The sequence below is a fragment of the Bradyrhizobium sp. AZCC 1578 genome, from assembly GCF_036924675.1.
GTDB lineage: Bacteria > Pseudomonadota > Alphaproteobacteria > Rhizobiales > Xanthobacteraceae > Bradyrhizobium.
Window position 1 is genome coordinate 6,932,834 of sequence record NZ_JAZHRZ010000001.1, and the last position, 16,389, is coordinate 6,949,222.

The following is a 16,389-nucleotide window of genomic DNA, read 5'->3' on the forward strand; positions in this document are numbered from 1 at the left end:
ACCAGCGTTGGCGCTGTGGCTACTTTGCGCCAGTCCCGGATCGCGCGTGGTGCTATGGTCGCGCGATGATTGACAGGCAACGCGGAAGCGCCGATAGCCGCCCGGATCAAATCAACGACGAGAACGTTCCTTCTCCATCATGACTGTCAGCGTCACATCTACCGAAGCAGCCCATGATGGGCATGCCACCTCCGGCTTTTGGGCCCTGACGCTGGGCAGTATCGGCGTGGTGTTCGGCGATATCGGCACTTCGCCGCTGTATGCGTTCCGCGAGGCCGCCACCCACGCGGCCGAAGGCCAGCCGGTATCGCGCATCATTGTACTCGGCGTGCTCTCGCTGATCCTGTGGTCACTGTTGATCGTGGTGACAGCCAAATATGTGCTGCTGCTGTTGCGCGCCGACAACAACGGCGAGGGCGGTACGCTGTCCCTGATGGCGTTGGGTCAGCGGGCGCTGGGCCGGCGGAGCTTGCCGCTATTGGCGCTCGGCGTGGTCGGCGCGTCGATGTTCATCGGCGATTCCATGATCACGCCGGCGATTTCGGTTTTGTCGGCGGTCGAAGGTCTCAAGCTGGTCACGCCCGCGCTCGAACATTATGTGGTGCCGCTGACGATCTTCATCCTCGTCGTGCTGTTCTCGGTGCAGAGCAGCGGCACCGCGCGCGTCGCCTCGGCCTTCGGCCCGGTCACGGTGGTCTGGTTCGTGACGCTGGCGGTGATGGGCCTCGTCCATATCTCTGACGATCCCACGGTGCTCTACGCGATCAATCCCTGGTATGGGATCCAGTTCATGCTGTCCCATGGCGTCATCGGTCTGGTGACGATGGGCCTGGTGTTTCTGGCGGTGACCGGCGGCGAGGCGCTTTACGCCGACCTCGGGCATTTCGGGCGCAAGCCGATCCGGGCCGCATGGCTCTTTTTCGTGTTGCCGTCGTTGCTGATCAATTATTTCGGACAGGGCGCGCTGGTCTTGTCCGATCCGTCGGCGATCGAAAACTCATTCTACCGGATGGTCCCGGAGATGTTGTTGATCCCGCTCGTGGTGCTGGCGACCGCCGCCACCGTGATCGCGAGTCAGGCGGTCATAACGGGCGCCTTTTCCCTGATCCGCCAGGCGGTGCAGCTCGGTCTGTTGCCGCGCTTCGAGGTTCGCTACACCTCCGAGGCCCATGCCGGCCAGATCTACCTGCCGCGGGTCAACCGGATGCTGCTGATCGGGGTGGTTCTGCTGGTGCTGCTGTTCCGTACCTCCAGCGGTCTTGCCTCGGCCTATGGCATTGCAGTCTCCACGACCATGGTGGTCGACGGCATCATGGGTTTTGTCGTGATCTGGAAGCTGTGGAACTGGCGCGCGGCGACTGCGGCGGCCGTGATACTGCCCCTCGTCGTCGTCGACATGAGCTTCTTTGCCGCAAACCTCTTGAAGCTGTTGGAAGGCGCCTGGGTGCCGCTGCTGTTCGGCGTTGCGGTCGCCGTGATGATCTGGACCTGGCGCCGCGGCGCCGCGATCCTGACTGCCAAGACGCGGCGCATCGAGGTGCCCTTGATGGACTTGATCAAGAGCCTGGAAAAGCGCCCGCCGCATATCGTCAAGGGCACGGCGGTGTTCCTGACTTCTGATCCGAGCTTCGTGCCGACCGCGCTGATGCACAATCTCAAGCACAACAAGGTGCTGCACGAGCACAACGTGATCCTGACCATCGAAACCGCACAAACGCCGCGGGTCGATGTTTCAGAGCGCGTCAAGATGGAAACCATCAGCGAGAAGTTTTCTACCGTCCGGCTGCGGTTCGGCTTCATGGAATCCCCGAACGTGCCCAAGGCGCTGGTGATCGCGCGCAAGCTCGGCTGGCAGTTCGACATCATGGCGACCTCGTTCTTCGTGTCGCGGCGGTCGCTCAAGCCCTCGGCGCAGTCGGGCATGCCGCTCTGGCAGGATCATGTCTTCATCGCGATGAGCCGGTCGGCGAACGATGCCACCGACTACTTCCAGATCCCGACCGGGCGGGTCGTAGAAGTGGGTACCCAAGTAACCATCTGATTTCAGATGGAAAATTGGCCGCAGCCTTCGCCGCCATCTATGCGGAAAGCGCATACCGGAGGCCTGGATTCCGGCTAACCTGCCCATCCGTCCCGGGAGTATAGGGCTGCGCTTCTGCACTTGTGCAGTGCGGTAAGGAACCGAGGCCCCCCATCTCATGTCAGTCCAGTTTGCGATCCCCGCGGCGGAAACGCCCGCGGCCAACGGTCATGGCGAAGCGCATTCCACCGCCACCTTCAAGGCGCTGATGCTCGGCAGCATCGGCGTCGTCTATGGCGACATCGGCACCAGCCCCCTGTACGCGCTGCGCGAAGCGGTGGTCGCCGCCAGCGAGATTGCGGCCGGTGCCACGCCACAGGCCGTGCTCGGCGTGCTCTCGCTGATCCTGTGGGCGCTGATCGTGGTGGTGACGCTGAAATATGTCGTCATCCTCTTGCGTGCCGACAACAATGGCGAGGGCGGAACGCTGGCACTGATGGCGCTGGCGCAGCGCGCGGTCGGCAAGGGCGGGGCGGCGATCGTGCTGCTCGGCATCATCTCCGGCGCGCTGTTTTATGGCGACGCGGTTCTTACACCGGCGCTGTCGGTGTTGTCGGCCATCGAGGGCATCAAGCTCGTCACCGTCACCTTCGAACACTATGTCGTGCCGCTGACGGTCATCATTCTGGTGGCGCTGTTTGCCGTGCAATCCCGCGGCACCGCGCGCGTCGCCGCGTTCTTCGGACCGGTGATGTGCGTCTGGTTCGCTGTCATCGCGGTCGCAGCCGTGCCGCAGATCATGCGGCACCCCGAGGTGCTGCACGCACTCAATCCGCTCTACGCCGTTTCCTTCATGCTCCATCACGGAATGATCGGTTTCATCACGCTCGGCGCGGTGTTTCTTGCCGTCACCGGTGCGGAAGCGCTCTATGCCGATCTCGGCCATTTCGGCAAGCGGCCGATCCAGACCGCCTGGCTCTTCATCGTGCTGCCGTCGCTGGCGATCAATTACCTGGGGCAGGGCGCGCTGTTGATCGCCGACCCCAAGGCGATCGAAAACCCCTTCTTCCTCATGTTCCCGGACTGGGCGCTGATCCCGATGGTGGCGCTTGCGACAGCGGCGACCGTGATCGCGAGCCAGGCCGTCATCACCGGCGCCTACTCGCTGACGCGCCAGGCGATACAGCTCGGGCTGCTGCCGCGGTTCGAAATCCGCCATACCTCGGAAGCGCATTCCGGGCAGATCTACATTCCCCGCATCAATCTGCTGCTGTTCGTTGCGGTGATTTTGCTGGTGGTCCTGTTCCGCTCCTCGAGCGGGCTGGCTTCGGCTTACGGAATCTCCGTGACCGGCACCATGGTGGTTACGGCCATGATGGGCTTTGTCGTGATCTGGCGGGTCTGGAAATGGTCGCCGATCGCGGCCGCAGCCCTGATCGCCCCGTTCCTGTTCCTCGATGTCACCTTCCTCGCCGCCAATCTGTTGAAGGTGTTCGAGGGCGGCTGGGTGCCGCTGGCGCTCGGCGGCATCGTGATGCTCTTGATGTACACTTGGCGCCGCGGCAGCCGGCTGTTGTTCGAGAAGTCGCGCAAGCTAGAATTCCCGCTGGCCGATCTGGTCGCGATGCTGGAGAAGCGTCCGCCACAGCGGGTCCCCGGCACGGCCGTGTTCCTGACCTCCGATCCCGAATGCGCGCCCACCGCGCTGATGCACAGCCTGAAGCATTACAAGGTGCTGCATGAGAAGAACGTCATCCTCACCATCGAGACTGCGCCGACGCCGCGGATCGACGATGCCGAGCGGGTGCGGATGGAGCAGCTCAGCGAGACCTTCTCCCGGGTGACGCTTCGGTTCGGCTTCATGGAATCGCCCAACGTGCCGAAGACGCTGGCGATCGCCCGCAAGCTCGGCTGGCAGTTCGACATCATGTCGACGTCGTTCTTCCTGTCCCGCCGCGCGCTCAAACCTGCCGCGCATTCGGGCATGCCGCGCTGGCAGGATTTGCTGTTCATCCGCCTGAGCCGCGCCGCCAACGACGCCACCGACTATTTCCAGATTCCGACCGGACGCGTGGTGGAAGTCGGAACGCAGGTCACGATCTAGGGAAGAGCTCAATTCGGATTCGAGGAGCTTTTCTTACTTTGTTGTTTCCGGTTAGGCTGCTGGTTTGCCGGGAAGCCGACAGACATCCGGATGCAGCAGCGGCGCCTCCTTCGTCCAGATTTTCGCACCTTGCGAACCAACTCTCGCGTTCAAGTCGACGCCGGCGGGCAGGCGGCCCCAGCTCTGCGGCTCCAGCGCTTCGCTCCCGATCGTTAGTCCCCCCGATAGAACGAAAAACTCCAACCCGCGCGTGTTCGCAACGCTGATGGTTTTACTTGGCTCCCATTCTTCCAGACGCACCTCCTCATGCCCATCCTCGAACAGGACGGTTGCTTTCATTGCGCCAGGCCGCGGCTCGACCTGTTCTCCCTGACCTGGTCGACGCACGATCTGAATCTGGTCCCCGTCACGGAACTGCCACAGCCTGACGAAAATGGTGCAGCCATCCTTCGAGGCGGGGACATGCGACGTGCCCGGAGGATTGCGAAAATAGGTGCCCGCGGGGTAATCACCATGCTCGTCCTGAAAGGTGCCTTCCAGGACGACAATTTCTTCTCCACCGCTATGCGTATGACGCGGGAAGACGCTGCCGGGAGCATAACGCACAACCGATGTGGCGCGCGCGACTTCCCCGCCAATGCGGAACAGCATACGCCGATCAACGCCGGCCGACGGACTGGCTACCCAGTCCATTTTCGCGGCATGAACGAAAACTGGATTCGATAGGTCATCGTTAATGCGCATCACTGCTCTCCCTCATGGTAGCACTATACAAACCTTGGCGCTTCACTACCTCGGCTCTGGCTGCAGTGGGCCCGCCTTAGATTGCGGCGAGCGGAAGTCCGCTCGCCGCATTCTGAGGTCGGCGTAACGCGATCAGGCGCCGCGCTTCGTCGGCGCGACCACTGCGCAGCAAGGCGCAGGTCACGGAATATTCCAGGAGGTCGCGCTGCGCGCGACTACCTCCGACCCTTTCATGGGCCTGCAAAACCGGCTTTAGTTCATCGACGACCCGTGTCCAGTCACCCCTCGCTAAACCGTCGAAGCCGCGCGCAATCGGTACCAGAATGTCCGCAGCGGGTCCCTTTGGGTTCTCGATTATCCTCGCAAGTGCCTCCGCATCGCCAGCCATTGCAAAGGCAAGTGCACTGTGCATATCGGCAAAGATGATCCCTGAATTTGGAAACCACTTCGCCGCATACTGGCTGATTTCTCTCCACAATTCCGGAGATCGCGGCTCACCTGCCATCTCGGCCCGTGCAAGGAACGAAGCGCAGTCGGTGAGAACATTTATCTGTGGGCCCCACGAACCGCCCGGATGCAGCGCTTCGCGATAGATCTTCCATGCCTGATCGCGCCTGCCGGTCTCCAACGACCAGAGGGCAAGATGCCAGCTTATATGGCAATGCAGTTGTCCCTCTCGCGGGTAGGCGGCGTTCCATTGGTCGAGATAGGCGAGCCCTTCTTCGCGCTGCCCCTTCTCGTAGAACAGGTGGGCCTTGATATGCGCAGCGTGTGCGTTGCGAGGAAAGCCGCGAAGTGCGGCCTCGATATTCTTGAAACCACTGTCGAGCTTATGCAGCTCGATTTCGGCAAACGCGAGCACCGTTCGAAACCACCAGTCATCGTCATAGTGCGTGGCCAGCGGCTCCAGCAGTGCTAGCTGCTCGACCTCGCGCCCGGACCTACCGGAGAAGCCGATCAGACCGAAAACACCGGTGGCCGGCGCCAGCACCATGGCGTCGCGGGGCCAGTCCTTGATGTGTTCGGTTATCATCGAAACAGCTTCAGCGCCCCGACCGCCCAGGATTTTGGCAAAGATCGCAATATGACTTTGCTCGCGAGCTGTCGTGGCTGGGGCGAGCGCCAACGCGCGTTCGAGCGGATCTTTTGCTTCGTGGCCCCGACCGAGAACCTGCAAGCTCCGCGCAAGCGCGATGTGTGCAAGGGCAAAGTTTTCATCGGCCGCGATCGCCTCACGGAACGCTTGATCAATGCCCCAGCCGGCCGATAACAGCTTGTCAACGCCGACGATATAAGCGTCGCGGGCATTGCTGGAGCTTGTGCTCAACGTGTTCCCGTATCGGTCTTCAAAAGCGCTCACGAAATTTCTCATCGAGTTCGCAGTCATTCGGATGATTCTCTGTCGGCAGCCGCCTGTTTGGATTGCGCCTGCTTACGGCGCCGCTCATCGCCTAGTTTGAGCAGTCGCTCTCGATCTGCGGGCGTGACCCGACCGTATCGAGCCCGCCAGACGGCCCCTTCTTCGTTCCAGGCAAACGGCGCCTTGACAGTTGTTCGCAGCGTCTTCGATGTCTCAAAAAGGGCGAGCGCCTGGCGCACGATCTCGCGCTGCATGTCGGGTCGCCAAGGATGCCCGCACGGATTGCCCAGCGGAAAATCCGTGAAGTAGAACCGTGGAACGCCGCAATGCTCGACAACGTCCAGCGCCGAACCGATAATGACGGTCGGAATTCCATTCGCTTCGAGATGACGAGCCACCAGGCTCACGGTCTGGTGACAAACGGGGCAAAGGGGGCAAAGGATTGCAGCATCCGCTCCATCTTGTCGAACGCGCGCCAAGATTTCGGGCGCATCCTTGGTCACCGTTTTTCGCTGGCTGTATTCTGTCGGAACACCGTGAAAGCGCGGCGTCAGTCCGGCGATGACTCCTTCAGCGACTAATTCGAAAACGGCTTCTATCGGCAAAAAGCTGGCCCGGTCATTGGTGTGGGTCGACTCCTTGTCCCACGCAACATTGTCGGTAAACAGCTTCTCCGGCGGCGGCGAAACGACGCCTGACCACACCTGCTTCACCCCATCAAAATCCAGCGGACTAGCCGTGGTAATCAGTGCGATGCGTAGCTCCGACAGTGGCTTGGCAGGCCGGGTGAAGGGGACATCATCAAAGCCCGCCCAGACATAGTCGTTGGCGTAACCGAGAGCACGGTAATAGTGGCGCGTGCGCTCAATATACTGCACTGGGGCGTCTGCTTCGTTCATGTCGCATCTCCTCGAAACGTTTCTTACGCAAGCCGGCTGGCTTGAACACTTTGTATCGGCAAGGCGGCAAGCGCCGTGCTGGTCAGGTTTGCTGTAGGTTGCCTCGATACGAAAACCCAATTAGCGCCAACAACGCGATTAGCAGTGGTACGAACGACAGAACCAAGACAGTCGACCAGCCGAAGGACGATAGCAGCCCGCCGGAGAGGAATGAACCGATCGTCATCGTGCCAAAGACGACGAAGTCATTGAGCGACTGGACTCGCGCCTTTTCCTCGGGACGATGACATTCCAGAACCATGGCCGAAGCACCGATGAAGCCGAAATTCCAACCGATCCCGAGCAAGATCAACGTCGCCCAGAAATGCGCGACGTCGATGCCGAGCAGACCCACCGACGATGAGGCAGCCATGAGCGCCAGCCCGACGGCGACGACAGCGGATGAACCAAACCGCGTGATAAGGCGTCCTGTCCAAAAGCTGGGGGCGTACATCGCGATGACGTGCCACTGCAGACCAAGATTGGCTGACTCCTGGGACAACCCGCAGAATTTCATCGCCAGCGGGGCTGCCGTCATGATGAAATTCATGAGCAGGTAGGAAACGACCCCACAGATCACTGCCAGGATGAAACGCGGCTGGTAGGCGATCACAGCGAGCGGCCTTCCAGCGCCTCGCTCAGTTGCAGTCGGCGGAGGAAGCTGAACGCCCGCCAGGATGACTGCGGAGAAAGCCGCAAGCGCCGCTTGGCCAATAAACGTCGCAGCGAAGAGGTAAGGCCCCCACAGGTTCATGGTGTGCGTCACAAGTTGTGGACCTATCACACCAGCGAATACACCGCCGGCCATCACAGCGGAAAGAGCACGGGGCCGCCGTTCCGGCGCTGCGCAATCGGCCGCGGCAAAGCGGAAGGAGAGCACCACGGCGGCGTAGGCGCCCCCGAAAAAGGTCGACGTGCAGAACAGCGGAAACGACGCTTGCAGGACCGCAAGAAACGCGATCAAGCCCGCGAGGATGCCGCTGCCCGCACCGAGCAGGAATGTTGTACGCCGACCATACCGTTCGGCGACGGCGCCCGCCGGCAGTGTGCAGAGGGCCATGCCGACGACAAAAACGGAAACCGGCAGCGTCGCCAGCGTCCTGCTGGGCGCCAGCATGTCGCCAACGACAGCCCCGGTTGCGTAGACGACCGTAGAATTGGCGCCCGCGAGAGCCTGAGCGACAGCAAGCCTTACGACATTGCTGCGCTCTCGGCGAACGGCTATCGCCGCCTCATGGTTGAGCGCGGGAAAATTGAAGTTCATGCTGCGACTGCTCCGCCAGTCAATGAGATGTCCCGCGATCAAGCTCGGCATCGGCGTAGATCCGGCTATTTGCAATCCGCCTTGCATTTCAAGTCCTCGGTGTCGGGTCGCCCATCGGCAATGAAGCCTTCCGCGTTGGGCATCTTCACCTTCTTCAATTCCTGCGCATCCATGACCGCCTGCCGCGGGACGATGTCGTTGACGTAGAGCAGGTAGGCCACGACCGAATAGACTTCGTCCGCCGTCAACGAGTTCGGCGCGGTGAACGGCATGGCCCGATTGACGTAGTCGAAGATCGTTGTTGCGTAGGGCCAGTAACTGCCGACCGTCTGAACGGGCTTTGGCGTCGCCAGCGTACCCTTGCCGCCCACGAGGCGGTCGAAGCCTTTCGCCGGGTTCTGTCCCTTCTCGCCATGACAGGCGGCGCATTGCTCGGCATAAACCTTCTCGCCTTGCTCGACGGTACCCTTGCCTGGCGGCAACCCGGCGCCGTCCGGCCGCACGTCGATGTCCCACCCGCGGATCTGTTCCGAAGTGGCCGGCGTGCCGAGGCCGAGCCGCGCTTGCTGCGCGAGCGCAGAACCGGCGACGAAGAGCAGGGCAACAACGGAGGCGCTAAGTGCTCGCATTGGTGACGACTCCATCAGCAGCGACCTTCCAGCCTTGAATTGCATTGAAGTGGTACCGGGGATTTGTTCCCCGCGCGGCAATCAGGCTCGAACGGGTGGGCTGCATCCAGCCCTTGTCGTCGTAAGCTCTGCTTTGGATCTCCAGCGGCTGGTCCTGCCAGTTGAATGGCAGTCGGAAACGGGTCAGACATTTGTCGAGGACCGGTTCCTGGAGCGCGGCCCGCCGCCATGTGGCACCGCCGTCAACGGAAACGTCGACACGCGTGACGTGGCCGCGTCCGGACCAGGCGATTCCAGAGATTTCGTAGAACCCCGGGGCTTTGAAGCTGCGATCGGCATTCGGGAAGGTCACCACGGACTTTACGTCCATCTCGAATGCGAATTGATACGCCTTGCCGTTCGCAAGCAGGTTGGTGTAGCGCGCGGTCTCTTCTCGCGTATGCCACGGACGATCGCCGATCTTCAGGCGACGCAGCCATTTCACCGACATGTTTCCCTCGAAGCCCGGAAGGAATAGCCGGACGGGATAGCCTTGCTCCGGTCTCAGCATCTCGCCATTCTGGGCATAGACAAGGAGCGCATCGTCGAGCGCCTTCTCGATCGGCACACTGCGCGTCATGGCGGCCGCATCGGCGCCCTCGGCCAAGATCCATTTGGCGTCTGATTTCAGTCCGACCTCTCCCAAGATCGTCGAGAGCGGCACCCCGGTCCATTCGCAACAGGACAACAGCCCGTGCGTGCGCTGGACAGAATGGTAGCCGGACTTTCTCCATTCGGTGGAGCTGTTGCCGGAGCACTCCAGGAAGTGAATGCGAGTGACCGCAGGAAAGCGCAGGAGATCATCCATCGTCAGGACCAGCGGCCGATCCACCAGGCCGTGGACAAGCAAGCGATGCTGATCGGGTGCGATCTCGGGCACGCCGGCGTGATGACGCTCGAAAACCAACCCATTCGGCGTGATGATGCCGTGCAGGTTCTGCAACGGCGTAACGCTAAAGGCCTCGGTGTCGGTGGCGCGGGGCTCCCGAATGCGGCGCACGACATCCTTCTCGAATTTCGACGGCAGTCCGTAGGCCGGCGACAGAATCGGTGTACCCTGTTCATGCATCCATTCGGGAACGTTCGGAGGAACGGTGCCGGCTTGGGCCTCGCGGGAATTGGTGGACAAGCCGCCGATTGCGATCGCCGCCCCCGATGCCAGGATTCTTCGTCGGCTTACGCTCATTGCGCTTTCCCTCCCTAGTCTCGGTAGCGCCTGCGTAGCGCGCTGGACTGAACGGCAGTTGCACTGGCCCGCCAGCAGCGGCGCTGCTTTCACTCCCCTCAGCCTAAGAACAAAGCACTGGTGTTTCCCTCTACAAAATGCCAATTTATATCGATGAAACGTCACAAATCGCGCAAAAACGTTGGATGGAAGCCACTCGATAGCCCGCGAGGTCTTGGATCACCCGAGCCTCTGATCGTCCGAGTCCAGTCGCTTCCTGCGAGAAGCTACTTTGCCGAGCACAGCCACACTTGGAATCAACTCGTCTACGCGATTTCCGGCGCGCTCACCGTCAACGCCGACGGAAGAAGTCTCGTCATTTCCCCAGAACAGGCCGTCTGGCTGCCGACCGGTACCAAACACTCGGTCGGCTCCCTCATGGGCGCGGAATTCCGAAGCCTCTGGGTAGCCGATGACGCAAGCCAAGGAATGACCTCCGGGACGGCGGTCATTCATGTATCCACGCTTCTGCGGGCACTCATCATAGAGGCCGTATCGCTCAAACAAGAAGATCGTCACTACGCCGACCGCGTTACCGCACTCATCCTCGAGCAGTTGCGACGGGCAACGCCCATCTCGGGAGCCCTGCCATGGCCTACCCACCCGGCCTTGCTTGCACTTTGTGAGAACCTTTATGCCGATCCCGCCAATCCCCGTCACAGTGACAAGTGGGGGCTTGAGATCGGGATGTCGCCGCGAACGCTGACCCGACGCTTTGAGAGCGAAGTCGGCATGAGCTTGCGCACCTGGCGTCAGCGTCTGCGCCTTTTCAAGGCGATCGAAATGTTGGGCAGCGACCTTCCGATCACGGAGATCGCACTACGCCTTGGCTATTCCTCGGCGTCAGCATTCATATTCATGTTTCGCTCGGAAATGAGAGTTAGTCCTCTTCAATATAGACGCAATCTAAGCCTCGTAGCTGGTAGTGGGGCTGCATGAAGCGCAACGTCGAACCCGGCGTCAGAAGTCGGGTGCTTCCTCACGCGCGGTTCGCGCCTGGTGACGCAGGTGCTGCCACACAGCCAGGGCGACCGAGAGCGCCGCACAGAGCAGTAACGCGCCGGAAATCGGCCGCGTGAAGAACAGCAGCGGGTTGTCGTCCGTCATGATCGCCCGAATAAGGTTGATCTCGATCTGATCGCCGAGGATGAGGCCGAGGATCAGCGGAGCCAGCGGAAATCCGCCCTTCACCAGCGCATAGCCGAACACACCAAAGATAAGCAGGACATACACGCTCTGCATCGTGTTGTTGAGCGCGTAAGCACCGATCACGCAAAGCACCAGCACGACGGGCGCAAGCACCGCGAGCCTGACCCGGGTGATCTGAAGCATGAATAGCGCGCCCGCGGCCAGGATCAGCACCATCAGCAGATGTGCCAAAATGTATGCGGCGTAGATGCCGTAGGCGAGGGCGGGTTGCTGGGAGACGAACAGCGGCCCCGACTGGATGCCATGGATCGTCATGGCGCCCAGCATGACGGCGGTCACGGCGTCGCCCGGGATACCGAACGCCATGATCGTCACCAGCGAGCCGCCGACATTGGCATTGTTGGCGGACTCAGAGGCGATGATGCCCTCGGGCACGCCTGTGCCGAAACGCTCGGGATGGCGCGAGAACTTCTTCGCCTGGTCGTAGGCCAGCATATTGGCGGCGCTGCCGCCGATCGCCGGCAATACGCCGATCAGGATGCCGACGACCGTCGACCATAGGAGCAGGAACGGACGGCCGAGGATTTCGCCGATCACCTTGAGGTGGGAAACCCCAAGGGAAACCCCAAGACTCGGCTGCGCGGCCAGAACGGCCTCGGGCGTCTTTGGCGCTCTTGTCATCTCGATGTCGGACATGATCTGTGCGAAGGCAAAGATCCCGATCAGCACCGGCAGGAACGGGAAGCCGCCGCTGATGAACTCGGACCCGAAGGTGAAGCGCGGCACGCTGCCGATCGGGTCCGTGCCGATGACGGTGATCAGGAGGCCAATGGCGGTCGACAGCAGGCCCTTGATGAACGAGGACTCGGCCAGACCCGCCACCATCGCCATGGCCAGCACGAACAGCGAGAAATACTCCCACGGTCCGAACTGAAGTGCGATGGCCGCGAGCGGCCCGGTCACCAGGATCAGGAACAGCCCGCCGAGCAGCCCGCCGAAGAACGACGACCACACGCCGAGCCAGATCGCCCGGCCGGGCGCGCCACCCCGCGCCATCGGAAAGCCGTCGAAGGTCGTGGCGATCGCCGAGGGCGTGCCCGGAATTCCGAGCAGACACGCGGTGACCAGGCCGCCGGCGGAGCCGCCGACATAGACGCCGGTCATCGCGGCCAGCCCCTGCAGAGGATCGAGACCATAGGTGAACGGCAGGATGACGATGATCGTCATCGTGATGGTGACGCCCGGCAGCGCGCCGCCGATGACGCCAATGAGCGTGCCCGCGAACAGCGGAACGAGATAATTCCACTGCAGCACCGTCAGCAGCCCATGTCCCAAAAGCTCGAACATGGCCTACCAGTTTGTCCAGCTACCGCGAGGAAGCAGCACCGTGAGATACCGCTCGAAGACCAGGTACGTCACTGCCGACGTGGCAATCGCTATTGCCGCGAGGACCGCCCATTGGCGCCAGGTCGTAGGCCTCTCGAGCGTCGCTTGCAACGCGGCGACGAACAGGACGGTGGCGATGCGATAGCCGAGCAGAGGCAGAAGTACCAGGTAGAGCGCGAAAATGACGAAGGCGAGCGCGACCAGGCCATAGGCCCGTTGCGGCTGCGCCGGAACAGGGACGTCGGCCGGCTCAGCGCGCGGTGCGACCAGATCCTGCACGATCAGCGCCGCGCTGGTCACGGCCATGAAGATCAGGACGATGCGCGGATAGAAGCCGGGACCGACCGGCACCAGCGGCAGCTGCGGAAGTCCAAACGATTGCACGAGCAGAGCCAGACTGACCGCGAGGAAGATCAATCCGGCAAGGCTATCGCGGCCAAGTCTCATTGCTTGGCAAGACCGAGCTCGGTCATGATCACCTTGCTCTCCCGGTCGAGCTTGTCGAGGAATGGACCGTATTCGGCGGCGTTGAGATAGGAGACGCGCGTGCCTTGCTTCTTCATTGCGTCCGCAAACTCCGCCTCCTTGGCGGCTTTTCCGCAGGCCTCGTCCAGCTTGGCGCGCACCGCGGCCGGCGTGCCCTTCGGTACTATCAGGCCGCGCAAAACCGCGTAGACGATGTCCATGCCGAGCTCCTTCAGCGTCGGCACGTCAGGGGCTTCGGGATCGCGCTTTTCGGCAGCAATGGCAAGAAACTTGAGCTGCCCGGCATCGACCTTGCCCTTCTGCGTCAGGTTGGAATCCGTCAAATCGACATGGCCGCCGAGAATGGCATTCATGCGCGGCGCGAGGCCTTCATAGGAGACGTACTTGAACTTGACGCCGGCCGCCTTTTCGATGAGCGCCGGGAAGATGTGGCTGGTCGATCCGAGGGTCGCCCCCACGGTGATCTGGCCCGGACGCTTTTTGGCGTCTTCGGCAAGCTCGGCCCAGGTCTTCCAGGGCGTCTTGGGGCTCGCCGTCAGGACCGATGGCGTCGCAGAGAGCAGGCAGATCGGCTCAAAGTCGCTGTATTTGACGTCTGTGACGCCGGCATAGTGCACAAGGTGGATGTAGTCGTGCACCGCATAAAGCGTATAGCCGTCCGGCGGCGAGCCCTTGGCTTCGCGCGCCCCGACGGTGCCGGAGGCACCCGTGACGTTGGCGATCACGATTGGCTGACCGATATGCTTCTGTAGAAGCGGCGCAAATGGACGAAAGATGTTGTCCGTATCGCCGCCTGCCGCCCACGGCACGATCATCTTGATCGGGCGCTCAGGATAGTTTTGAGCCGCGGCCGGCATGGCCATCGCGGCCAAGGCTGCTGTCAACGCCAAACTGCGGAGCACGGTCCTCATGACGCTTCTCCCTATGCCGTTGATTGTTTTTCTTTCGATCATAGCAAGACGCCAGCACTTCGCAAACAATGATGCGACAATGGTCCGGCGGCGTGTGCAGCGCACCGCCAAATCCAAATTTGGGCTGAGTCCACCGGTGCCCTGAGGCGCCTCGCGGAGTATCCTAAGCGGCTGCTTGTGCGTCACGCCGCGTGCGGATTTTGGGAATGTCGCCCCGGAGGGACAACACTCACGAGCTTAAGCGGTCCCGGCAGATCCGGGATCGCTTTTTGTTTGGGCCCCCGTTACAACTCATTCAGCGGGTGGCTCACGCCTTTCCCTGAACGGGTCGGCGGCGTCATCGTGACCGCTACGGCTGCTGAAGAACATCAAGGCCATCAGCCCGCAGCCGATCAGGAGTGAAAAGAACGTTCCGAGTCCAAGGGCGATCCAGCCGTGCTTATCCATCACGGCGTCGCTCGTGGCATTCCACACCGATACAGCCCATACGCCAGTGAGGCCAAGCAGGGCTAGCAAGATCACGAGAAGACCAACCTGTCCGAAGCTAAGATTCCGCATGAGGGGACCCTTTCCAGCGCACAGGAGAACGTGGGCAGTCAGAATCTAATCTTAGCCAAGACTGATGCTTGGCGCGCCATTTCGGGCCGGGGCCGCGCATGTAGTGCAGCTCGGGCCGGTAGCTATCGCGTATATCCATAACCAGGTTGTGAATGATGCTGGCGAAGACTGTCTCAGCCGCCTTGCGAGCAGAATCAGATATTGCGGACCAGCGCGCAGAATCGGGTGCAATCGCACGGGGTCCGACGATGCTTTTCCAGATCATCTTTTTTCTCCGTCCGGTTCGATGTGGGCACCGTGATGATCTAGCGGATCGGAGCTGTGGCTGCGCCAGAGCGATTGCCCTGCCTGTAGAGCGATTGCTGCTAGCGCCTGCGCCCTCGCGTGCTCTTTGCGCGTCCGCCCTGCAAGACCGCTGCGAGAGACTCGGCCTCATCATTTGCAGACTTGCAGTTAGTTCTCGCAGCAGGGTTCGAAGCCGCTATAATGGGGGCGGTTGCGACATGATTTGGCGAATGGGCCATGGTGGCAACGAACGATCAGATCGTCACCGTGTTCGGCGGAACCGGCTTTCTGGGCCGCCGCATCGTTCGACAACTGCGCTCACGCGGATTTCCCGTTCGGACCGCGTCAAGGCATCCCGATCACGGCTACACCTTGCCTGGCGCCGAAGACCCGCAACTTCAATCCGTAGAGGCGAACATTCACGACGAGCGGTCGGTCGCGGAGGCGCTTGCCGGCGCTTACGGCGTCGTGAATGCGGTCAGTCTTTACATCGAGCGCGGAGCGGAGACTTTTCAATCCGTTCACGTCGAGGCCGCCCGGCGGGTAGCCATTCAAGCGCACAGGGCTGGCGTCAAAAGGCTGGTCCACATTTCGGGAATCGGCTCCGATGCCACCTCCCAATCGCGCTACATCCGGAAGCGTGGCGAGGGCGAACTGGCGGTCCGGACGGCGTTCGCCGAGGCAACTTTGATCCGTCCGGCGGTGATGTTCGGACCGGACGACGCGTTTCTCGTCGTCATCCTCAAGCTGCTCCGCCAGCTTCCCGTCTATCCGATGTTCGGCCGCGGCGTGACCAGATTGCAGCCGGCCTGTGTGGATGATGTTGCTGACGCGATTGGCCGGATCATGCAGCGCGCCGAGACGACTGATATCTTCGAGTTCGGCGGCCCCCGCGTCTATTCTTACGAGGAGTTGCTGAGAGCCGTGGCGCACCAAGCCGGACTCGCACCTCGACTGATTCCAGTCCCGTTTGTTGCTTGGCATGCACTGGCATGGGCCTCCGAAACGCTCCGGATTCCATTCCTCACGCGCAATCAAGTGGAGCTGATGGAAATCGACACGGTGTCATCGCCAGATATGCCTGGATTTGCCGAGCTTGGGATATCGCCGCACTCGGTCGAGGCAATACTCCAGAAGATGCTGTCTGATTCCGGAGCATGAGACGCCTCGACCAATCCGCGTCAACGGACGCCGGGTTGGTCGATGTTGCGCTCAAGATGAGGAACCAACCTTTGGAGACCCCGTTATTGAATTTAATCAATGCGAGGGCGACCGCGTCATAAGTGAAGGC

General features: G+C 61.6%; 14 protein-coding genes. 4 read left to right on the top strand and 10 right to left on the bottom strand.

What is annotated here, in order from left to right; translation table 11 throughout:
* Positions 1 to 139 precede the first annotated feature (139 nt).
* Both V1290_RS32940 and V1290_RS32945 read left to right on the top strand, forming a co-directional pair.
* On the top strand, positions 140 to 2,041 hold the full coding sequence (locus tag V1290_RS32940; RefSeq protein ID WP_334368209.1) for a potassium transporter Kup: 1,902 nt from the start codon (positions 140 to 142) through the stop codon (positions 2,039 to 2,041).
* Between the two features lie 157 nt (positions 2,042 to 2,198).
* On the top strand, positions 2,199 to 4,124 hold the full coding sequence (locus V1290_RS32945) for a potassium transporter Kup (RefSeq protein ID WP_334368210.1): 1,926 nt from the start codon (positions 2,199 to 2,201) through the stop codon (positions 4,122 to 4,124).
* Between the two features lie 51 nt (positions 4,125 to 4,175).
* Here V1290_RS32945 and V1290_RS32950 read toward each other — a convergent pair whose 3' ends face one another.
* From V1290_RS32950 to soxC, 6 genes are all read right to left on the bottom strand, one after another.
* Complete coding sequence (locus V1290_RS32950) at positions 4,176 to 4,868, bottom strand: cupin domain-containing protein (RefSeq protein WP_334368211.1); 693 nt, start codon at positions 4,866 to 4,868, stop codon at positions 4,176 to 4,178.
* Positions 4,869 to 4,944: 76 nt separating this feature from the next.
* Positions 4,945 to 6,228 carry a tetratricopeptide repeat protein gene (locus tag V1290_RS32955; RefSeq protein WP_334368212.1) on the bottom strand — a complete coding sequence of 428 codons (1,284 nt, stop codon included), beginning with the start codon at positions 6,226 to 6,228 and terminating at the stop codon, positions 4,945 to 4,947.
* Positions 6,229 to 6,251: 23 nt separating this feature from the next.
* Positions 6,252 to 7,127 carry a glycine reductase gene (locus V1290_RS32960; RefSeq protein ID WP_334368213.1) on the bottom strand — a complete coding sequence of 292 codons (876 nt, stop codon included), beginning with the start codon at positions 7,125 to 7,127 and terminating at the stop codon, positions 6,252 to 6,254.
* 82 nt (positions 7,128 to 7,209) lie between these two features.
* Positions 7,210 to 8,430: an MFS transporter gene (locus V1290_RS32965; RefSeq protein WP_334368214.1), complete on the bottom strand. Its 1,221-nt coding sequence runs from the start codon at positions 8,428 to 8,430 to the stop codon at positions 7,210 to 7,212.
* Positions 8,431 to 8,495: 65 nt separating this feature from the next.
* The gene (locus tag V1290_RS32970; protein WP_334368215.1) at positions 8,496 to 9,059 is read right to left on the bottom strand and encodes a c-type cytochrome; all 564 of its coding nucleotides are present in this window, start codon (positions 9,057 to 9,059) and stop codon (positions 8,496 to 8,498) included.
* A complete protein-coding gene (gene soxC / locus V1290_RS32975) occupies positions 9,046 to 10,284 on the bottom strand; it encodes a sulfite dehydrogenase (protein ID WP_334369253.1) in 1,239 nt (412 codons plus the stop codon). Before soxC ends, V1290_RS32970 begins: the two co-directional genes overlap by 14 nt.
* 153 nt (positions 10,285 to 10,437) lie before the next feature.
* Between soxC and V1290_RS32980 the strand changes: the two genes are divergently transcribed.
* Entirely contained in the window at positions 10,438 to 11,262 is an 825-nt protein-coding gene (locus V1290_RS32980) for an AraC family transcriptional regulator (RefSeq protein WP_334368216.1), read from the top strand.
* Positions 11,263 to 11,283: 21 nt separating this feature from the next.
* Here the strand turns inward: V1290_RS32980 and V1290_RS32985 are convergent, their stop codons facing one another.
* The 4 genes from V1290_RS32985 to V1290_RS33000 all read right to left on the bottom strand — a co-directional run bounded on the left by V1290_RS32985 (position 11,284) and on the right by V1290_RS33000 (position 14,813).
* Positions 11,284 to 12,819 (bottom strand): tripartite tricarboxylate transporter permease, encoded by a 1,536-nt coding sequence (locus tag V1290_RS32985; RefSeq protein ID WP_334368217.1) that lies wholly within the window; start codon positions 12,817 to 12,819, stop codon positions 11,284 to 11,286.
* 3 nt (positions 12,820 to 12,822) lie between these two features.
* Positions 12,823 to 13,305: a tripartite tricarboxylate transporter TctB family protein gene (locus V1290_RS32990; RefSeq protein WP_334368218.1), complete on the bottom strand. Its 483-nt coding sequence runs from the start codon at positions 13,303 to 13,305 to the stop codon at positions 12,823 to 12,825.
* Positions 13,302 to 14,255, bottom strand: a complete 954-nt coding sequence (locus V1290_RS32995) for a tripartite tricarboxylate transporter substrate binding protein (RefSeq protein WP_334368219.1) — start codon at positions 14,253 to 14,255, stop codon at positions 13,302 to 13,304. Before V1290_RS32995 ends, V1290_RS32990 begins: the two co-directional genes overlap by 4 nt.
* Positions 14,256 to 14,546: 291 nt before the next feature.
* Positions 14,547 to 14,813 carry a hypothetical protein gene (locus V1290_RS33000; RefSeq protein ID WP_334368220.1) on the bottom strand — a complete coding sequence of 89 codons (267 nt, stop codon included), beginning with the start codon at positions 14,811 to 14,813 and terminating at the stop codon, positions 14,547 to 14,549.
* Between the two features lie 522 nt (positions 14,814 to 15,335).
* Here V1290_RS33000 and V1290_RS33005 point away from each other — a divergent pair.
* Positions 15,336 to 16,259, top strand: coding sequence for a complex I NDUFA9 subunit family protein (locus V1290_RS33005; RefSeq protein WP_442894089.1), 924 nt, complete (start codon positions 15,336 to 15,338; stop codon positions 16,257 to 16,259).
* The last annotated feature ends 130 nt before the right edge of the window (positions 16,260 to 16,389 follow it).